16 protein-coding genes are annotated in these 17,914 nt (G+C 59.6%); 9 read left to right on the forward strand and 7 right to left on the reverse strand.

What is annotated here, in order from left to right:
* Positions 1 to 126: 126 nt before the first annotated feature.
* Positions 127 to 2,118, reverse strand: a complete 1,992-nt coding sequence (thrS, locus tag B3Z17_RS08765) for a threonine--tRNA ligase (RefSeq protein WP_286829462.1) — start codon at positions 2,116 to 2,118, stop codon at positions 127 to 129.
* A gap of 159 nt (positions 2,119 to 2,277) precedes the next feature.
* Between thrS and B3Z17_RS08770 the strand changes: the two genes are divergently transcribed.
* From B3Z17_RS08770 to B3Z17_RS08790, 5 genes are all read left to right on the forward strand, one after another.
* Positions 2,278 to 3,036 carry an alpha/beta fold hydrolase gene (locus B3Z17_RS08770; RefSeq protein ID WP_286829463.1) on the forward strand — a complete coding sequence of 253 codons (759 nt, stop codon included), beginning with the start codon at positions 2,278 to 2,280 and terminating at the stop codon, positions 3,034 to 3,036.
* A gap of 15 nt (positions 3,037 to 3,051) precedes the next feature.
* A complete protein-coding gene (locus tag B3Z17_RS08775) occupies positions 3,052 to 3,939 on the forward strand; it encodes a LysR family transcriptional regulator (RefSeq protein WP_286829464.1) in 888 nt (295 codons plus the stop codon).
* Positions 3,940 to 4,034: 95 nt separating this feature from the next.
* Positions 4,035 to 5,267, forward strand: a complete 1,233-nt coding sequence (locus B3Z17_RS08780; RefSeq protein WP_286829465.1) for an MFS transporter — start codon at positions 4,035 to 4,037, stop codon at positions 5,265 to 5,267.
* Between the two features lie 149 nt (positions 5,268 to 5,416).
* Positions 5,417 to 6,049 (forward strand): endonuclease III, encoded by a 633-nt coding sequence (nth, locus tag B3Z17_RS08785; protein ID WP_349680314.1) that lies wholly within the window; start codon positions 5,417 to 5,419, stop codon positions 6,047 to 6,049.
* 28 nt (positions 6,050 to 6,077) lie between these two features.
* Entirely contained in the window at positions 6,078 to 7,547 is a 1,470-nt protein-coding gene (locus B3Z17_RS08790; RefSeq protein WP_286829467.1) for a M20/M25/M40 family metallo-hydrolase, read from the forward strand.
* A 388-nt stretch (positions 7,548 to 7,935) separates the two neighbouring features.
* Here the strand turns inward: B3Z17_RS08790 and B3Z17_RS08795 are convergent, their stop codons facing one another.
* On the reverse strand, positions 7,936 to 8,394 hold the full coding sequence (locus tag B3Z17_RS08795) for a GNAT family N-acetyltransferase (RefSeq protein ID WP_286829468.1): 459 nt from the start codon (positions 8,392 to 8,394) through the stop codon (positions 7,936 to 7,938).
* A 37-nt stretch (positions 8,395 to 8,431) separates the two neighbouring features.
* Between B3Z17_RS08795 and B3Z17_RS08800 the strand changes: the two genes are divergently transcribed.
* A complete protein-coding gene (locus B3Z17_RS08800; protein ID WP_286829469.1) occupies positions 8,432 to 8,839 on the forward strand; it encodes an HIT domain-containing protein in 408 nt (135 codons plus the stop codon).
* Here B3Z17_RS08800 and B3Z17_RS08805 read toward each other — a convergent pair.
* Complete coding sequence (locus B3Z17_RS08805) at positions 8,832 to 9,632, reverse strand: class I SAM-dependent methyltransferase (protein ID WP_286829470.1); 801 nt, start codon at positions 9,630 to 9,632, stop codon at positions 8,832 to 8,834. The genes B3Z17_RS08800 and B3Z17_RS08805 overlap by 8 nt on opposite strands.
* 148 nt (positions 9,633 to 9,780) lie before the next feature.
* Between B3Z17_RS08805 and B3Z17_RS08810 the strand changes: the two genes are divergently transcribed.
* Entirely contained in the window at positions 9,781 to 10,146 is a 366-nt protein-coding gene (locus B3Z17_RS08810) for a hypothetical protein (protein WP_286829471.1), read from the forward strand.
* A gap of 65 nt (positions 10,147 to 10,211) precedes the next feature.
* Here B3Z17_RS08810 and purH read toward each other — a convergent pair whose 3' ends face one another.
* From purH to B3Z17_RS08830, 4 genes are all read right to left on the reverse strand, one after another.
* Complete coding sequence (gene purH / locus B3Z17_RS08815) at positions 10,212 to 11,792, reverse strand: bifunctional phosphoribosylaminoimidazolecarboxamide formyltransferase/IMP cyclohydrolase (protein WP_286829472.1); 1,581 nt, start codon at positions 11,790 to 11,792, stop codon at positions 10,212 to 10,214.
* Positions 11,793 to 11,846: 54 nt separating this feature from the next.
* Positions 11,847 to 13,586, reverse strand: coding sequence for a heparinase II/III family protein (locus tag B3Z17_RS08820; protein ID WP_286829473.1), 1,740 nt, complete (start codon positions 13,584 to 13,586; stop codon positions 11,847 to 11,849).
* Positions 13,587 to 13,605: 19 nt separating this feature from the next.
* Positions 13,606 to 14,268 carry a ribulose-phosphate 3-epimerase gene (gene rpe, locus B3Z17_RS08825; protein WP_286829474.1) on the reverse strand — a complete coding sequence of 221 codons (663 nt, stop codon included), beginning with the start codon at positions 14,266 to 14,268 and terminating at the stop codon, positions 13,606 to 13,608.
* Between the two features lie 70 nt (positions 14,269 to 14,338).
* Positions 14,339 to 15,652: an RsmB/NOP family class I SAM-dependent RNA methyltransferase gene (locus tag B3Z17_RS08830; RefSeq protein WP_286829475.1), complete on the reverse strand. Its 1,314-nt coding sequence runs from the start codon at positions 15,650 to 15,652 to the stop codon at positions 14,339 to 14,341.
* A gap of 131 nt (positions 15,653 to 15,783) precedes the next feature.
* On the opposite strand from B3Z17_RS08830, the gene B3Z17_RS08835 reads away from it, so the two are divergent.
* Both B3Z17_RS08835 and B3Z17_RS08840 read left to right on the forward strand, forming a co-directional pair.
* The gene (locus B3Z17_RS08835; RefSeq protein WP_286829476.1) at positions 15,784 to 16,503 is read left to right on the forward strand and encodes a hypothetical protein; all 720 of its coding nucleotides are present in this window, start codon (positions 15,784 to 15,786) and stop codon (positions 16,501 to 16,503) included.
* Positions 16,500 to 17,858, forward strand: coding sequence for an AmpG family muropeptide MFS transporter (locus B3Z17_RS08840; protein ID WP_286829477.1), 1,359 nt, complete (start codon positions 16,500 to 16,502; stop codon positions 17,856 to 17,858). Before B3Z17_RS08835 ends, B3Z17_RS08840 begins: the two co-directional genes overlap by 4 nt.
* Positions 17,859 to 17,914 lie beyond the last annotated feature (56 nt).

The following is a 17,914-nucleotide window of genomic DNA, read 5'->3' on the forward strand; positions in this document are numbered from 1 at the left end:
TCAGTTCTCCTATATTTCGTTAGACCGTTCAAAATGTTGGCGAGTAGCCCAGCTACCCGCCAATGGATGTACTATAACTGTTCTTTCAGGTCCTGCAAAGCCTTGAAACGCTTGGGATTTGCTTTCTTATGCCTTGCCTGACGGCATTTCTGCCTCAGTCTTGAGCGCTGCGACCACATCAACCAGCGGTGAAACCGTCTGGTCATTGGAGCCAAGGCGCCGCACGCTGACGGTTTTTTGTTCCGCTTCGCGCCCGCCAACCACAAGGATGGCAGGCACTTTGGCGTGGCTGTGCTCCCGGACCTTATAGTTGATTTTCTCGTTCCTGAGGTCCAGCTTGGCGCGCAAACCGGCGGCCTCAAGTGAGGCAAACACTTCCTTCGCATAGTCGTCGGCGTCAGATGTAATCGGCGTCACAACAGCCTGCGTTGGTGCCAGCCACAGCGGCATGCGGCCGGCATAATGCTCGATCATGATGCCGATGAAACGCTCCAGCGTGCCCAGAATCGCCCGGTGCAGCATCACAGGCCGGTGCTTGTTGCCGTCTTCGCCAACGAAGCTTGCGTCCAGGCGCTCGGGCAGCACGAAATCAAGCTGCAGCGTGCCGCACTGCCAGGTCCGGCCAATGGCGTCACTGAGGTGGAACTCAAGTTTCGGGCCATAGAAAGCGCCTTCGCCCGGTGCGAAATCATACTCAAGCCCGGTTTCCTTGAGCGCATTTTCCAGCGCGGCTTCAGCCTTGTCCCAGGTTTCGTCCTCGCCGGCGCGTGTCTCGGGGCGCGTGGCCAGCAGAACCTTGAATTCAGGGAAGCCAAGATCGCGGTACACGGATGCCAGCAGGTCACAGAAAGCCACGCTTTCGGATGTGATCTGGTCTTCACGGCAGAAAATGTGCGCGTCATCCTGCGTCATCTGGCGCACGCGCATCAGGCCGTGCAGCGCACCGTGCGCTTCGTTCCGGTGGCAGCAGCCAAATTCGGCGAAGCGGATCGGCAGATCGCGGTAGCTCTTGATGCCCTGCTTGAACACCTGCACGTGGGCTGGGCAGTTCATCGGCTTCAGCGCCATCAGCTTGGCGTCGGAAGACACGATCGGCGCGTCTTCTTCTGTCGATGGGATCTCATCCGGCACCACAAACATATTCTCGCGGAACTTGGACCAGTGGCCCGACTGTTCCCAGAACTTGCTGTCCAGCAGCTGCGGCGTTTTGATTTCCTGGTATCCGGCGCCCTGAAGGCGGCTGCGGATATATTTCTCCATCTGCAGCCAGATGGTGTAGCCCTGCGGGTGCCAGAAAACGCTGCCCTGTGCTTCTTCCTGCAGGTGGAACAGGTCCATCTCGCGCCCCAGCTTGCGGTGGTCGCGTTTCTCGGCTTCTTCAAGCCGGTGCAGGTAGGCTTTCAGCTCTTTCTTGTCAGTCCAGCAGGTACCGTAGATGCGCGTCAGCATGGCGTTCTTGCTGTCGCCGCGCCAGTAAGCGCCCGCAACTTTCATCAGCTTGAAGGCGTCGCCCAGCTTGCCGGTGGACGGCAGGTGCGGGCCACGGCACAGGTCAAGCCACTCGCCCTGGCGGTAAACGGTGATCGGTTCACCTTCCGGCAGGTCGGAAATGATCTCGGCCTTATAATGCTCGCCAATCTTCTTGAAGTAAGCGATGGCGTCATCCCGGTCCCACACTTCACGGGTGATGTCTTCATTGCGCTGCACGATTTCATGCATGCGCTTCTCGATCACCGCGAGGTCGTCTTCGGTGAAGGGCTTGTCGCGCGCGAAATCATAGAAGAAGCCGTCCTGGATGTTCGGGCCGATAGTAACCTGTGTACCGGGGAACAGTTCCTGCACGGCTTCGGCCATCACGTGCGCGCAGTCGTGGCGCAGGATGTCGAGCGCGTCTTCCGTGTCGCGCTTGGTCACGATGGAAACGTCAGCGTCTTCCTCGATTTCGCGGGTCAGGTCCCACATCTCGCCATTCACTTTGATGGCAAGCGCAGCCTTCAGGAGACCCGGGCCGATGTCAGCCGCGAGTGTGGTGCCGGTCACCGGGCCATCAAACGTGCGCACGCTGCCGTCTGGCAGGCGCAGGTTGACCGGGTTTTGGACACTCACATTCTCGTTCATCGGTTTGGTTTCCTTGGTGTAAAAAAATAGTCGAACGGCGAGTTAACTACGGTCCGCACGGAAGTCAAGCAAAGCCTAGGTTTTTGTGTGCTTGAGCGCGAAAAAGAGGCCTGCTAGGGTCACCCAAACGTCACAGCGTATCCAGTGGGGGAAAATCCAATGACGCAGCCGTCTTTCCTGAAAACCGATCATGGCACCAAAATAGCCTACCATAAGAGCGCCGGTTATGGCCCCGGCGTTGTGTTCCTGGGCGGCTTCATGAGCGACATGGAAGGCGGCAAGGCGCTGGAGCTCGAGGCCTATTGCCGCCGGGTGGGGCGCGCGTTTGTGCGCTTCGACTATTTCGGCCACGGCCAGTCATCGGGTGCGTTCGCTGACGGTACCATTGGCCTGTGGCTCAAGGACGCGCTGGCGGTTATCGACTGGCTCACCGAAGGGCCGCAAATCCTCGTGGGCAGCTCCATGGGCGGTTGGGTTTCCCTGCTGGCGGCCAAGGCGCGGCCGGGGCGGGTGAAGGGCCTTGTGGGCATCGCCGCCGCGCCTGATTTCACCGTCTGGCACTGGGACGCCATGAGCGCCGAGGACCAGCAGACCATCATAGAGGAAGGCAGGCTTGAGGTTTATTCCGACTATGGGCCGGACCCCTATGTGTTTACCAAGGAGCTGTTCGATGACGGCTGGCAGAACCGCATCAACAACGGCCCGATCCATCTGGATATCCCCGTGCGGCTCATTCAGGGCACGGCTGACGCGGACGTGCCGTGGCAGACGGCCCTCAAGATCGCCGACAATATCACCGGGGAGGACACGGAAGTGATCCTGGTGCCGGGCGGCGACCACCGGCTGTCGCGCGACGTCGACCTGAAGCGGCTTGTGCGTGTAACGGACAGCTTGATTGCCGAGGTGGCGGGCAGGTAACTTGGGAGCACGCGGGTGACCATCAAGATCAATGAGCTGACGGCTTTCCTGACAGTTGCCCGGACCCTTTCGGTTCAGGCGGCAGCACAGGAACTCAGGCTCACGCAGCCCGCCGTTACCAAGCTTGTCCAGCGGCTCGAGCAGCAACTGGGCGCCCAGCTTTTTGATCGTACATCGAAGCCGATCAGCCTGACGGACGCGGGGCTGAAGGCGGTTGCCCGCGCACAAGGCATCGTGCGCGATGTGGCGCGCATGGAGGCGGATTTCCTTAGCCTCTCGCAGCCCCAACAGGTGCGAATTGGCATTACCTATTCTATGATCAGCCTGTTTTCGGGCGTGCTGGTTTCCGAGATCAAGGCGACCTTCCCCAATATTCAGCTACATTTCACCTGCGACTGGACGGAAAATCTGTTGCTGGCACTCGGGGCCGGGCAGCTTGATTTTGTCATCGGGGTCGAACAGTCGGCCAAATCGACAGAGGGCCTCATGGAACACACGATTGTCGCAGAGGAACGGATCGATGTGTTCGCGAGCCAAAGCCTCGCAGATGGCGGTACACAGTCGCTCGCCGAGTTGAATGAACTTGGCTGGGTGTTGACGCCGGGGCGGTGCGACTTCCGTCGCGCGCTGGCCGAGGCGCTAAAACGTGAGGGGCAGGAGCTCAATGTGGTGGCGGAGACATACGACACACATCTGCAGTTGATGTTCCTAGCGCAAGGGCTGGCCTATGGTCTGTACCCGACGCGCATGGTACGCCAGCTGCCGGCGGCGCGCATGCTGAAGGCCATCCCTGATACGGGCTATCACTGTGTGGTGAATATCGCGCTCTATCACGCCCCCGATCTTGGAGAGCTTGCGGACATCAGGGATACGATCCTCGGCTATTTCAGCCTGCAGACCTAAATATTCCATTTGGGAATGTTTGGTTAAATATTATGAATTTGAAGAATTTATAATTGCTGCCTATCTGTTGATCAAACAATAGACAGGACAGCAAGATGCAATCCTCTGATACATCGATGCACAGGCATCCACTCAATCTACTATTTCTCGTGATCCTCGCGGGATCGGTCGTTTCCCTGATCGGCTTCGGCGGGCGCACGATTTTCGGGCTGTTCCTCGAACCCATTACCCAGAGTTACGAGTGGGAACGCACGGTCTTCGCCCTTGCGCTGGCATTGCAGAACCTGTTCTGGGGCCTGTCCCAGCCGTTCGCAGGTGCGCTTGCAGACCGGTTCGGGCCGGTGAAAGTGCTCGCTTATGGGGGTGTACTTTATGCTGTCGGTGTCGCGGCAATGAGCGTGACGACCAGTCCCGTTCTTTTCGGGCTGTCTGCGGGTGTGATTGTTGGGCTTGGCATGGCAGGGTGCAGCTTCACCATCGTGATCGCGGCTGTGAACAAGCTGGTCGCGGAAGAGCACCGCTCGCTCGCCTCCGGCCTCATCACCGCGGCAGGGTCCTTGGGGCAGTTTCTGTTTGCGCCCGCGGGCCAAAGCCTTCTTGCGGCCTATAGCTGGCAATCGGTGTTGCTGCTGCTCGCGCTTGTTATCCTGATTGTGCCTGCGGTGACGATCGCGGGACTTGGCCGGGCGCAGGCCTCCACGCCGTCGTTGGCGAGCGCTGATTTTTCCTTCCGTGACACCGCGAAAAGCGCTTTCTCCTTCTCCGGCTATCGCTATCTCAATCTTGGCTTCTTCGTTTGCGGCTTCCATATCGGCGTGATGATGACGCACTTGCCCGCTGCGCTTGCCGACCGGGGCGCGACGCCTGAGACAGCGGCCTGGGGACTCGCGCTCATCGGCCTCTCCAACATTGTAGGCGCTTCCTTCTTCGGCTGGCTTGGTGGCAAGTTCAGCAAACGCATCCTCCTCAGCCTCATCTATGGCGGGCGGGGCCTGTTGATCCTCGCTTTCATCAGCCTGCCCCTGAGCCCCAACCTGATTTACGGATTCGCCATCGGTATGGGATTCCTGTGGCTGTCGACCGTGCCACTGACGGCGGGGCTGGTGTCCGTGATGTTCGGGCCGGCCACCATGGCGACGCTTTTTGGCATCGTCTTCTTCAGCCACCAGGTGGGCGCGGCCGTGGGCGCGTGGCTAGGCGGTTATTTCTATGCCGCGACGGGGTCCTACGATTTCGTCTGGGTGCTCAGCATTGGCCTCAGTTTCCTTGCCATGGTCTGCCATCTCCCGATCCCAGAGAGGCGCCTTCTGGCCCAGTCAGCCGCTTGACTTCGGCCAGTAACGTGTCCGGAAAGGGCTGCCCTTCGGGGCGGCCCTTTTTGTGTCTCACGCTGGCGTGCCTTGATCGCCCCCGTACGCTGGGCTAAGACGGAAGCGGACCAGGGAAAGGGAGCATCATGGCCGGGAAATACAGCAAGCTGAACCGCCAGCAGATTTTCGACTTTTTCGCGCGCCTCGCGGAAGACAACCCGAACCCCGAGGGCGAGCTTGAATATGTCAACGACTTCACGCTTCTGGTTGCCGTGGTGCTGTCCGCCCAAGCGACAGACGTGGGCGTCAACAAGGCCACGCGCAGCCTGTGGCCGGTGGCGGACACGCCGGAAAAGATGCTGGCGCTCGGCGTTGACGGCCTGAAGGAGCATATCAAGACCATCGGGCTCTATAACTCGAAGGCCGAAAATGTCATCAAGCTGTGCCGTGATCTGATTGACAAACACGGCGGCAAGGTGCCCCAGACGCGGGAAGAACTGGTGGCGCTGGCGGGCGTCGGGCGCAAGACCGCCAATGTGGTGCTGAACATCGCCTTCGGCCAACCGACCTGCGCCGTGGACACCCATATTTTCCGCGTCTCGAACCGCACCGGCCTCGCGCCCGGCAAGAATGTGGACAAGGTTGAAGACGCGCTGATGAAGGTGATCCCCGATCCCTTCAAACTGCACGCCCACCACTGGTTGATCCTTCTTGGCCGCTATATCTGCAAGGCCAGGAAGCCCGAGTGCACCAAATGCAAGCTGACGGACATTTGTCGCTTTAAGGACAAAACGATCTAAGCTTACTCAAATCGTATAGGGGGAAATCATGCGCATTTTGGGATATCTGGTCGTGGGCCTTGTGGGGCTCATCATTTTCATGGTGGCCAACACGGTGGCGACGCTGCCGGCGGGGGAGGCGAAAAGCCTGAAGCCTGCCAGCTATGACGCCGCGGATGCCCGGCGCATGGCGGAAAATCTGGCAGGCGCCGTGCGGTTCCAGACCATTTCCCACAGCCTTGACCGCGCGCCGGACCATAAAGCCTTCAAGGGCTTTCATGATTATCTGGTGACCACTTACCCGAACGCCCACGCGGTGCTGGAGCGAGAAGTCGTCTCAGACTATTCGCTGATGTACCGCTGGCCCGCTACGACCGACACGGGCAAAAAACCCATTGCGCTGGCGGCCCACATCGATGTGGTGCCGGTGCCGGAAACCGGGCTTGCCGATTGGCCACAGCCGCCGTTTGCAGGCGTGATCGACGATAACGGCATCCTGTGGGGCCGCGGCACGCTGGATGACAAGGGCATGCTGATCGCCATCATGGAAGCTTTGGAAAAGCTTGCGCGCGCGGGTTTCACGCCTGACCGCGATATCTATTTCCTGTTCGGCCATGACGAGGAACTGGGCGGCGACAAAGGCGCCGCCGTGATGGCCGGGATACTCAAGGATCGCGGTGTGCAGCTCGCGTGGCTGATGGATGAAGGCTCTGCCATCCCGGACGGCATCATCCCCGGGGTCAAAAGCCCTGTGGCGCTGATCTCATTGGGCGAGAAGGGCTCTGTGACGCTCCGTTTCTCCGCCACCGATGATGGCGGGCATTCTTCCGCGCCCAAGGATTATACCGCCGCGAGCCTCGCCGCCAAGGCCGGTGTTTTGGTTACGGAAAACCAGTATCCGCTGGTGCTGGATGAGCATCTGGAATCTTTCCTGAAGGCGGTGGCGCCAGAGCAACCGTTCCTCAACCGCTTCATGATCGCCAACCTCTGGGCCACCCGCGGTGTGATGGCGGGGGAGCTGGCGAAAAGCCCGACGGTGGCGGCCTTCATGCACACTACCACGGCCTTCACCATGATGAAATCGGGCACCAAAACCAACATCCTGCCGCAGTACGCTGAGGCGGTGGTGAATTACCGCATTCACCCGCGCGACACAGTTGAGGGCGTCGTGGCCCGCGCGACTGAGCTGATCGGCGATGACCGGGTGACGGTTTTAAAGATGGGCGACGGCCGCGAAGCCACCAGCATGTCTGACCCATCGGGCGAAGGCTATCAGGCCATCGTGGCGGCGGTGAAGGCAGAGTTCGGTGATATCCCCATCGCCCCAACGCTGACGGTACAGGGCACTGACGCACGCCACTATGGTGGTGTGGCAGATGGTGTGTACCGCTTCATGCCGCTCGTGGTGGGCAAGGACACGCTCAAGCAGATCCACGGCACCGCCGAGCATATCTCCATCGAGGCGCTCGCCCGGCAGGTGAGCTTCTTCGAGACGTTGATTAGAGGAACGGCGGAATAGAACAGTTGCTGCAAACTAGCTAATGGTGTTTATATTTCCGAGGGAGGTAGTTGCCCCGTTGATTTAGTAGCTTAATTAGCATTTCGAAGGTTTCGAACGCTTATGAGGCTTAACTGTAATTGTTTTAGGACCAGGCTTCTTGCCGGAACGCACTGTCCGAGTAACTTTCTTACAGGCCATGTAAATCACCCCTTTCTTTTGCTGTAGCAATTTGTGGGTTGGCAACTCCTCCTTTCATTCCACAAAAAAAGCATTTTAGGGCAACCACCTACTCTATATGGTAGCTGTTCTTGGTCCATGCACCAATATGCAGTGCTTAAGGCCTTGTTTTCAATCGTTAAAATATCGTTAATGTTCGCTTTATGTTCCGGCGAATCGGGTTCGCTTCTTAGTGCGGCCTTGGGCACTCCATGATCACCAGCCGTTCGCCGGGAACGGTGTTCAGGTCCTCGCCCACTTCCGTAAAGCCCAGCTTGCCGTACACATGCCGGGCGCGGTCGTTCCTCTCGTAGACATCCAGCCACACCACTTCGGCCTTGTGATTGGCGAAGAAATAATCAAGCACTGCCTGCATGAAGGCCTTGCCGATACCGTCGCCCCGGCGGGCGACGATGATGCGCCGCCATTCCACGCGCCCAGGAGCATTATCCATCAGGATGGCATAGCCCAACTGGTGGCCTTCGATATCCAACGCGATGAAATAATGATAGGCAGGGTCTTTGAGGTTCGCATGATGCGTGGCCTCGTCCCAGGAATGCACGAAGGTGTTGGCCGGGTCCATCTCCAGCGAGCGGATGAAAAAAATATCATCTTCTGTGGCTTTGCGAATATGATGAAAACGGTACATGGCCATGTCCCCCATAACCCGAGTTTGAGGATCAAGTATGACAGACTTCACCCTGCACCCGCAACTGGCAAAGGACACAGTGTTTGTGACCAAGCTGACACTCTGCCGGGTGCTGCTGATGACAGACGCCACCTACCCCTGGCTTGTGCTGGTGCCTGAGCTCGGCGATATTCGCGAATTGCATCAGCTCGTGGGCGAAGACCAGCAGGCCCTGATGCAGGAAATCACCTTTGTCGCAGCAAAGCTGGAGGCGCTCATGGGGGCTGACAAGATGAATGTTGCGGCGCTTGGCAACATGGTGCCGCAGCTGCATATCCATGTGATTGCGCGGTTCGAGAGCGACCCGGCCTGGCCCGGCCCCGTATGGGGCGCGGTGCCCGCCAGGGCTTATACAGAGGAAGCGCTGGAAGCCCAGGTAGAAAAACTGCGCGCCTGCCTTACCTGACAGCGGTAAAGACGATCGCTTCGAGCGGTGTGCTGCCACTTTCCCCGAACGCGGTTTGAAGCGCGCGTTCGATCGCATTGACAACAGCGTCCGGGTCACCGCCGCGGTCCAGAATTTCCTCCCGGATCGGGTTACCGAACACCAGCGCTTTGGCGAACGCGCTAATATCCCGGATCGGCGACTGGTGGCGCAGGCGGGCATGCGACACACCGCTGAACCCGGCGTCGCGCACGGTTGCCTCAATCGCCGCCACATCATGATAGCCGAAGGGCACCTGATAGAATGTGGGCGGATCAGTGTCGAAGAACTGGGCGACGGTGTTGTGGGTCAGCTCCGCAAACGGGTTGTTGGCCCAGCTGTCCCAGACATTGAAGATATAGCGTCCGCCGGGCTTCAACACCCGGCGCGCTTCCATGAGCGACTGCAGTTTGTCTGGGAAGAACATGATGCCGAACTGGCAGACAAGCATGTCGAACATACTGTCACCGAAAGGCAGGTCCTGCGCGTTCGCGGGCTGGAAACTGATGCCGTCTTCGCTTTTGAGCTTGTCCTGCGCCACGCCGAGCATGGGCGGATTGAGGTCTGTGGCGGTTATTGCCGCGCCAGCCGACAGGGCACGGCGCAACGCCTGTGTCACAATGCCGGTGCCGGCTGCCAGTTCCAAGACGCTCCCGGGCCCATGGGCTGCCGCGCGGGCGCTGATGTCGTCGGCATAATGGTGAAACAGGACGGGCCCAAGCCCCTGATCGTAGAAGGTGGGCACGCTGCCCACAAAATTGGCGCTGGTTGACATGAAACCTCCCGTCCCAAAACACAGGGATAGCACATTTGAGGACAGCGGGACACAACAGGTGCTCTAGCCTAAATAAACTATAGGAGGTTATGCGCCCCTATAAGGTGTATATTGCCCCATCTTCAATGCTAGACGCTAGGAGGGGACCATGCGCCAGACTGTTTCGACACTCGCGGCCGCAGCGCTGATTTTTGCGACATCAGGATGTGGCAATGACAGCCAGACCAAGGAACAAAAGGAAGAACCAACACTGCCTTCGAAAGAATGCAACGAATTCACGACAGGCACTGTCAGCCTCACCATTGCAGGCAACCCGAACGACAGCTTCCGTATCATCATGAAATGCGGCAATCAGGTCGTGACCCAATGTACCGCGACGGTGCCCGCAGGTGGCAATGCCGCCAGCTGCACCAATCAGGGCCCTGCACCGAACGGTGGCAGGATGACCTGCCCTGTTGGACCAGGCAACGGCAATACGCCTGCTGCCCGTGTGGTCACCAGCGGTTGCGGTTGATCGCTTTCATGAAAAAGGCCGGAGCATACGCCCCGGCCTTTCGTGTCATTGCTTAACGACCACTTCTAGTGGCGGAAGTGGCGCATGCCTGTGAAGACCATGGCAAGGCCGGCTTCATCGGCTGCTTTGATCACTTCATCGTCGCGCATACTGCCGCCTGGCTGGATCACAGCCGTCGCGCCTGCTTCTGCCGCGGCCAAAAGGCCGTCAGCGAACGGGAAGAAGGCGTCTGATGCCACAACGCTACCTTTCGCCAGGCTTTCTGCGTCACCCGCCATTTCAGCGGCTTCGCCCGCGCGGATCGCAGCGATCCGGCTGCTGTCGCGGCGGTTCATCTGGCCGGCGCCAATGCCTACGGTCATGCCGTCACGCACATAAACGATAGCGTTTGATTTCACATGCTTGCCAACCTGGAAGGCGAACAGCATGTCTTTCAGCTCTTCGTCGGATGGTGCGCGTTTGGTCACGACCTTCAGGTCGTCAAGCGTGACGCGGCCTGTATCGCGATTCTGCACGAGGAAGCCGCCAGCCACGGTTTTCACCATCTTGGCTGCCTGGGTTGGGTCCGCAAGGCCGCCGGTGGTCAACAGGCGCAGGTTCTTCTTCGCGCCGATGATGGCTTTGGCCTCATCTGTGACATTGGGCGCGATGATCACTTCAGTAAAGACCTTGATGATCTCTTCTGCCGTCTCTGCGTCCACGGTGCCGTTCAGGGCCACGATACCGCCGAAGGCGGAAACCGGGTCACACTTCAGGGCTTTCTCGTACGCTTCCTTCAGCGTTGCGCCCTTGGCCACACCGCACGGGTTGGCGTGCTTGATGATGGCAACCGTCGGCACAGCCGGGTCGAACTCGCTCACCAGCTCAAACGCTGCGTCGGTGTCGTTGAGGTTGTTGTAGCTGAGTTCCTTGCCTTGGTGCTGCACGGCGGTGGCGATGCCCGGACGGTCTTCGCCGTTTTTGTAGAAGGCCGCTACCTGGTGCGGGTTCTCGCCGTACCGGCATTCCTGAACCTTCGTGCCGGCAAACGTGCTGCGGTCAGCGAAGGTCACGCCGTTCTGCTCGGCGTACCACTGGCTGATGGCGGTGTCGTAGGCTGACGTGCGGGCATAGGCTTTGGCGGCCAGCTTCTTGCGCATCTCGTGCGTGGTGCCGCCTTCAGATTTGATCTGTTCGATGATCTCCGGATAATCGGCCGGGTCTGTCACGATGGTGACGAAGGCGTGGTTCTTGGCTGCCGATCGCACCATGGCGGGCCCGCCGATGTCGATATTCTCGATGCAAGTATCGAAATCTGCGCCGGACGCCACAGTGGCTTCGAACGGGTAAAGGTTCACTGCCACCAGATCGATGCCGCCAATCTCATGCTCTTCCATTGCCTTCACGTGCTCCGCATTGTCGCGCAGTGCCAGGAAGCCGCCGTGGATTTTGGGGTGCAGCGTTTTCACGCGCCCGTCCATCATCTCGGGGAAGCCTGTGTGGTCTGCCACTTCCTTCACCGGAATGCCGGCATCGCGGATGACTTTGGCGGAACCGCCGGTTGACAGGATTTCAACGCCCTGATCCGCAAGCGCCTGTGCGAGATCAACCAGCCCGGCCTTGTCGGAAACCGACAGAAGGGCGCGTTTGATAGTGACTTTGGTCATAGTATAGTAGCCTCATATTCAAGCTTCCGCGCCCGCAACCCAACAGCAGACTGGTCAGAAGCTCATTTCACTCAAAACCCAGCTTAAAGCGGGTTGCTCATTCCCCCCCCGCGCCAGACGCACCACAATCTGGCGCGATGGCACCGGATGATCGGGGCGGCTGAGATAAAGGCTTTCCTCAATCTCGGCTTCCCCACCATCAACGTCGAAAATCCAGGTCTTGCCTGCCCGCGTCTCAAGCGTGATGCGGCCGTCGGAGGCCTTCAGCGCGCTGACATTCGGGTGCAGGTGGAACCGGAGCAGTATCTCCTTGCCCTCAAGCTTCTTGATCTTGGGGCCAAACAATTTGTCGCTGCCCTTCAGGCGCGTGCCGTCGGCTGACAGGTCCAGTGTGCGTTCGTGTTTCACACCGAACCGCTTCAGGTACCCATTGTGCGTGTGGCGGATGCGGGTGCTTTCGTCCGTCTTTTCGCGGATGGTCAGCGTCTCCGAAACGCCTGGGCCCATGCGGCCCCCTTCCAGGAGACGGCTTGAGTTGCGGTCGGCAATGATCAGGGTCGAATGGGCGGCGGTGGTGCGCGCCAGTTCTGCAAGCGCCGGGATGGGCCCGCGCTTTGACGCGTGCCCCACATTCACGATCAGACGCTCAAGGCCCGTCGAGAATTCAAACGCTGCCGTGCCCGCATGCGCTTTGCGGCTATAGGCCGTCGGGGGCGGGGCACCTGCGTCCATGATCAGGACGGACCGGCCCGCCTCCACGCGCTGAAACCCGCTGTGGGCGGCATTCTCGATCGCTTTGCCTTTGGCTTCACTGGCGGCGAGAACCGCATTGGAGCCATGCCCGCCTTCAGCGGACGTACCGCCGAACTGGGCGAAATTGCCGTCGCCGTGGCGCATGGCGCGCACGAAAGGCCCGATCTTGTCGAGCGTGATCTGCACCCAGCCGGGCAGGTCTTCGCCGCGGGTGGTGTAGGCGTCGCGCACAAGCACCAGCAGCTGCATGGTACGGATGGCGTCGGATGTGTTGCGGCTGACCGGGCCGCCATCGGCCAGAATGAAAGTGGAAAGCGTGCGTTCGAGCGCGCGGGCGCCTTTGGCCAGCAGCGTGTCGGATGACGGCAGTAGCAGGCCCGCAAGCGTCAACGCCGCAGCGGTATAGACGCGCGGCAGGCCTTCATCGGTGTCACCCAACACCCGGCTGAGGTGGCGGCTCTGTTTGGCGACAGATGTCAGCACCTTGGACCGGTAAACCATGTCGGATGACGACAGGATCAGCGGCGCGTGGGTGAACCAGTTGATGATGCGGCGTGCCACGGTTTCCGCGGCCCACACATCCTTGAACCAGTCTTCACCGAAAGGCAGCCACCAGCTGAGGATGGTCTCTGCGGCGTCGCGCGCTTTGGTCTGGTCATTGACCTGCGCCAGATCCTGCAGCCAATGGAAGCTGTGGGCGTAGGTCTGAAAGTCGGGGGATGCGTTTTCCAGCCGGATCCAGAAGTCTTCACCCAGTGCGTGCTGTTCGCCTTCAAACAGCATATCGCCGCCAAATATGGCCGATCCCAATGTCGCGTTGCCGGGCGCCGGATCATCCGGGCTCCCGAGAAGCTGCATGGGGTGACGGCCTTTCAGCCGGTGTGCGTAAAGTGGGGAGGCATAGCCCCATTCGCGGATGGTGCGCCCCAGTTTCCTGAGTGTGCGGGCGGCAAGATGGCTGCTTTGATCGCGCCTGAGCGTAGAGCGCGAGGTGGGCGCTGTCGCTGCATATTCGGCAATTTGATCAAAGGCCGCGTTCATCGCCGCCTGCTCCCTTGTTCTATAGGTTTTTCAGCGCCGCGATATTCGGGGCGTACATGTCAGGCCCGCCCTTGAAGGTGGCGCTGCCAGCCACCAGCAGGTCTGCGCCTGCCTCCACGACCCGACGAACTGTTGCCGTGTTCACGCCGCCGTCCACTTCCAGGTCGATATCAAGACCCAGTGCATCAATGCGCTTGCGGATATTCTCGATCTTCTTCAGCTGGCTTTCGATAAAGCTCTGGCCGCCAAAGCCCGGGTTCACGGACATCACCAGGATCAGGTCCAGGTCTTCATAGAGATAGTCAATGACCGTCTCAGGCGTTGCCGGGTTAAGCGAGATGCCTGCCTTCACGCCAAGGCCGCGGATTGCCTGCAGCGTCCGGTGGATATGCTTGCCCGCTTCGGCGTGGGCGGTGATGATATCGGCGCCCGCTGCCGCGAAGGCCTCGAGATAGGGGTCGACAGGGTCGATCATCAGATGCACGTCGAACGGCTTTTTGGTGTGGGGGCGAAGTGCCTTCACCACATCGGGGCCGATCGTGATATTGGGCACGAAATGACCGTCCATCACATCAATATGGATCATGTCGGCGCCTGCGGCGTCGACGGCTCTGACTTCCTCACCCAGTTTGCTGAAATCTGCAGACAGGATCGAGGGGGCTATTCTGACTGGCTTTTGCATGGGGCCTCCATATCAGGTTGCCCCTTGTCCCGCAAGCGCCAGATAGCGTGGTTTGCGGGGTGGGCAGGGCTTATTGCGTCTTTTTCAATCGGGCGGCGAAAAATCCATCCATCCCGCCTTCATTTGCCCGTTTTGAGGGCAGGCACAGAAGGTCGCCTTTGTCGGTTACAAGTTCACTCATGCCGCCAATCTCACCCGCTTCCACGGGCACCCGTTCGGCACCGGATTCGCGCGCGAGAAAGGCCTCGATCTGACCGACCCCTTCGGCGGCTTCAAGGGAGCATACACAGTAAACCATCGTGCCGCCAGCGGGCAGTAGCGAGAAGGCATGATCAAGGATGCGCGCCTGCAGGTTAGCGAGCTTTGCCACATCTTCGGGCGCCTTGGTCCAGGTAACGTCCGGGTTGCGGCGGAGCGTGCCTGTGGCGGAACAGGGAGCGTCCAGAAGGATGGCGTCAACGGGCGTGTCTGGTGTGAAAGTGGCGGCGTCTGCTGCAACGACCGTGGCTTCAAGGCCAGTACGCTCAAGGTTGGCACTCAGGCGCTTCAGGCGGTTCTTGTTGCGGTCAACGGCGGTCACGGTTGCGCCGGCTGCTGCCAGCTGCATGGTCTTGCCGCCTGGTGCGGCGCACAGGTCCAGCACATGCTTGCCCTTGATGTCGCCCAGAAGTGTGACCGGTAGACTGGCAGCGATGTCCTGCACCCACCAGGTGCCGTCCTCATAGCCGGCAAGTTTGGTCACGTCCGTGAGCCCGCGCCTGAGCGTGCCGTTGGGCATGATTCTGGCGTCCAGCCGGTCGGCCCAAAGGCCTGCGTCTTCACTCGGCTTGAGGCTGATATCAAGGGCTGGGCTGGTTTGCAGTGCGCGGGCGATATGCTGCATTTCTTCCTCGCCGTATGTGGCGCTCCAGCTGTCGGCCAGCCAGGTGGGCAGATCGTCCTGCGGGCGGCTGTTCAGTCGCTCCAGCAGTGCGCCCTGTTCCCGCGCCGCGCGCCTCAGCACCGCATTCACCAGCCCGGCGAAGCCCTTTTCCTTGCCCGGCAATTCCTTGATCAGTGTCACGGTCTCATTGACCGCGGCATGATCGGCGGTGCGCATCAGCAGGATTTGGGCGAGGCCGGTCAGGATAGCGGCTTCTGTCCAGGTGGCATTTCGTGGCAGGCCACGCTCCAGCAGGTGGCCCATCAGCGCCTTGAGGCTGCCGAAACGGCGGAGCGTCAGCATCACCAGGTTCATAACGAAGGCGCGGTCACGCACGTCCAGGTCTGCACCCTTGGTGATCTCATCCAGCGCCGCGTCAAAGGGGCGGTTCTTCAGCGTTACAGCCATCAGAATCCGGATGGCGGCTTTGCGGGCCTTGAGGCCTGTATTTTCGCTCTGCATGTTCATGCCGCTTCATAGCCTTGTTCCGGCCCCAAAGGGAAGGGAAAAGCAACGGATGCCAACCAATGATGCGCTTGCGCGCGCGTCCATTGCCGCCTACTAAAGAATGAACAACGGGGAGGATAACATACATGATCGAAAGACTTGCGATCGATGCCCGCTTTAAGGGCCCACCAAACAGCGGCAATGGCGGCTACTCATGCGGTGTGATGGCGCGCCACCTCAAGGGCGCCGTTGAGGCCAGCCTGAAGCTGCCACCCCCCCTTGATACCCCGCTTGAAATTATGCAGACCGATGGCGGCGTGACCATGCAGCATGGTGATACGCTGGTGGGCATTGCCAAGCCTGCAACGCTGGATCTTGAAGTGCCTGCGCTCCCCACACCGCTGGTGCTGGGGGGAGACCCGGTGGACGCGCCCGGCAGGCCAGCGAAATTCAGGCCTTTCGGCACTTGCTTTGTGTGCGGGCATGACCGCACGCACCCGGACGGCCTGTGCATTCATTCGAAGCTTGTGGATGGCCATGACGGCATGGTTGCCAGCCAATGGGCGCTTGACGTGGGCTATGCAGACGAGGCTGGCAATGTGGCCCCTGAATTTATCTGGTCGGCGCTGGATTGCCCTGGCTATTTCGCCTGTGCACCGGGCGAGGCCGCGCTCTTGGGCCGTCTGACCGCTGAAATCCTGGCACCCCTCAGGGCTGAGGGTGAGGCCACCGTGATCGGCTGGGACCTGGGTGGTGCAGGCCGCAAGCGCCGCTGCGGCACCGCGATTTACGCCGCCGACGGCACGCTCGTCGCCAAGGCTGAGGGCCTGTGGATCGTCGTTGACCCAGAGAAGATCAAGGCATGACGGACACCGCCGAAGAGCAGGCTCTGCCAATTGGCCAGCGAATTGGTCGATTGTTCCTGACATTCTTCAAAAAGCCGCTGTTGGGGGCTTTCCTTCTGGGCATGACGTCCGGCTTTCCGTTGACCATCATCCTCGGGATCATGACCACTTGGCTGCGCGAGTATGAAATCGACAAATCGACAATCGGTATCTTCACGTGGGCTACCCTGCCTTATGCGCTGAAGGTGCTATGGGCGCCGCTTCTGGACCGGCTGAAGCTGGGAACATTGTCCAGCCGGTTCGGTAGGAGACGGAGCTGGATTTTGATCGTTTGCGCGGCCATGGCGTTGGCGATCTGGTCTATGTCACAACTGACGCCCGAAAGCCATTTGGTGGCCATCGGAACCCTGTCAGTGACCATCGGTTTTCTTTCGGCAAGCCTTGATATCCTGGTTGATGCATACCGTATTGAAGTGACGGAAGAGAAAGACCTTGCCCACAGCGCAGGCATGTATCAGTGGGGGTATCGTTTTGCCAACCTGATCGCGGGTGCGGGTGTGTTTTTGGTGGCTGATCAGTTGGGTTGGTCTTTCGCTTTGTCACTGTTGCCTATCTTGGTCTTGCCTGGCCTTCTGGCGATCCTGTGGCTTGGCGAACCCAAGGTGTTTGAGGATGATTTTCTGAGGGAAGAGCGCGCGCGCCACAGCCACCTGTCGCCGTATCAGCTGCAGGTCTATGAAGCCGTGATTCTGCCCTTCAAGGAGTTCATTCTGCGACCACACTGGCAGTGGATTTTGCTGTTTATTGTGCTGGTCAAGTTTGGTGACGTGATGGCATCGGTGATGACGGGCCCCTTCCTGGTTGATCTTGGTTTCACACTCACAGAGATGGCGATTGCCAACAAAACGGTGGGCGCAATAGCAGCCGCGGCAGGTGGCGGCGCGGGGATTTTTGTCTGGTGGTGGTTCGATACCTTCAAGGCGCTGCTGATCAGCGTTATTTTCATGATGGTCACGAACCTGGGTTTTGTTGCGCTCAGCGTGATCGGGGCAGATACCACGGCGCTTGCCATCACGGTTGGCCTGGAGAATTTTGCGACAGGTGCAGGCGGCACGGTGATGATCGCCTATTTTGGCAGTCTCTGTAATCTGTCCTTCACCGCAACCCAATATGCCTTGCTGTCCATGCTGTCTGGTCTTGCACGCGGGTTCTTCGGTGGCTTCACGGGTATTGCGGCGGATGCCTTGAGCTGGACACAGTTTTTTCTGGTATCCACTGTCATGGCTGGGCCGGGACTGATTGCGCTTCTCATTCTTTGGAAAAAGGATATAAGGGCGCGCAATCTTGAAAATGTTACCCAGAAAGGCGACATTTGATGTCATGATGTGGTCAGATTGCTGTAATAGAGCTGCAACTTATTGCATCTATTAGG

Origin of the sequence: Kordiimonas sp. UBA4487, from assembly GCF_002389025.1 — a bacterium.
GTDB lineage: Bacteria > Pseudomonadota > Alphaproteobacteria > Sphingomonadales > Kordiimonadaceae > Kordiimonas > Kordiimonas lacus.

What these genes read in the sequence shown, in the direction of transcription:
- B3Z17_RS08820 (WP_286829473.1), bottom strand. Translation starts at nt 13,586, where the DNA reads ATGAACGCGGCCTTTGATCAAATTGCCGAATATGCAGCGACAGCGCCC.
- B3Z17_RS08780 (WP_286829465.1), top strand. Translation starts at nt 4,035, where the DNA reads ATGCAATCCTCTGATACATCGATGCACAGGCATCCACTCAATCTACTA.
- B3Z17_RS08795 (WP_286829468.1), bottom strand. Translation starts at nt 8,394, where the DNA reads ATGTACCGTTTTCATCATATTCGCAAAGCCACAGAAGATGATATTTTT.
- rpe (WP_286829474.1), bottom strand. Translation starts at nt 14,268, where the DNA reads ATGCAAAAGCCAGTCAGAATAGCCCCCTCGATCCTGTCTGCAGATTTC.
- B3Z17_RS08810 (WP_286829471.1), top strand. Translation starts at nt 9,781, where the DNA reads ATGCGCCAGACTGTTTCGACACTCGCGGCCGCAGCGCTGATTTTTGCG.
- B3Z17_RS08770 (WP_286829463.1), top strand. Translation starts at nt 2,278, where the DNA reads ATGACGCAGCCGTCTTTCCTGAAAACCGATCATGGCACCAAAATAGCC.
- B3Z17_RS08800 (WP_286829469.1), top strand. Translation starts at nt 8,432, where the DNA reads ATGACAGACTTCACCCTGCACCCGCAACTGGCAAAGGACACAGTGTTT.
- B3Z17_RS08835 (WP_286829476.1), top strand. Translation starts at nt 15,784, where the DNA reads ATGATCGAAAGACTTGCGATCGATGCCCGCTTTAAGGGCCCACCAAAC.
- thrS (WP_286829462.1), bottom strand. Translation starts at nt 2,118, where the DNA reads ATGAACGAGAATGTGAGTGTCCAAAACCCGGTCAACCTGCGCCTGCCA.
- B3Z17_RS08840 (WP_286829477.1), top strand. Translation starts at nt 16,500, where the DNA reads ATGACGGACACCGCCGAAGAGCAGGCTCTGCCAATTGGCCAGCGAATT.
- B3Z17_RS08790 (WP_286829467.1), top strand. Translation starts at nt 6,078, where the DNA reads ATGCGCATTTTGGGATATCTGGTCGTGGGCCTTGTGGGGCTCATCATT.
- purH (WP_286829472.1), bottom strand. Translation starts at nt 11,792, where the DNA reads ATGACCAAAGTCACTATCAAACGCGCCCTTCTGTCGGTTTCCGACAAG.
- B3Z17_RS08830 (WP_286829475.1), bottom strand. Translation starts at nt 15,652, where the DNA reads ATGCAGAGCGAAAATACAGGCCTCAAGGCCCGCAAAGCCGCCATCCGG.
- B3Z17_RS08805 (WP_286829470.1), bottom strand. Translation starts at nt 9,632, where the DNA reads ATGTCAACCAGCGCCAATTTTGTGGGCAGCGTGCCCACCTTCTACGAT.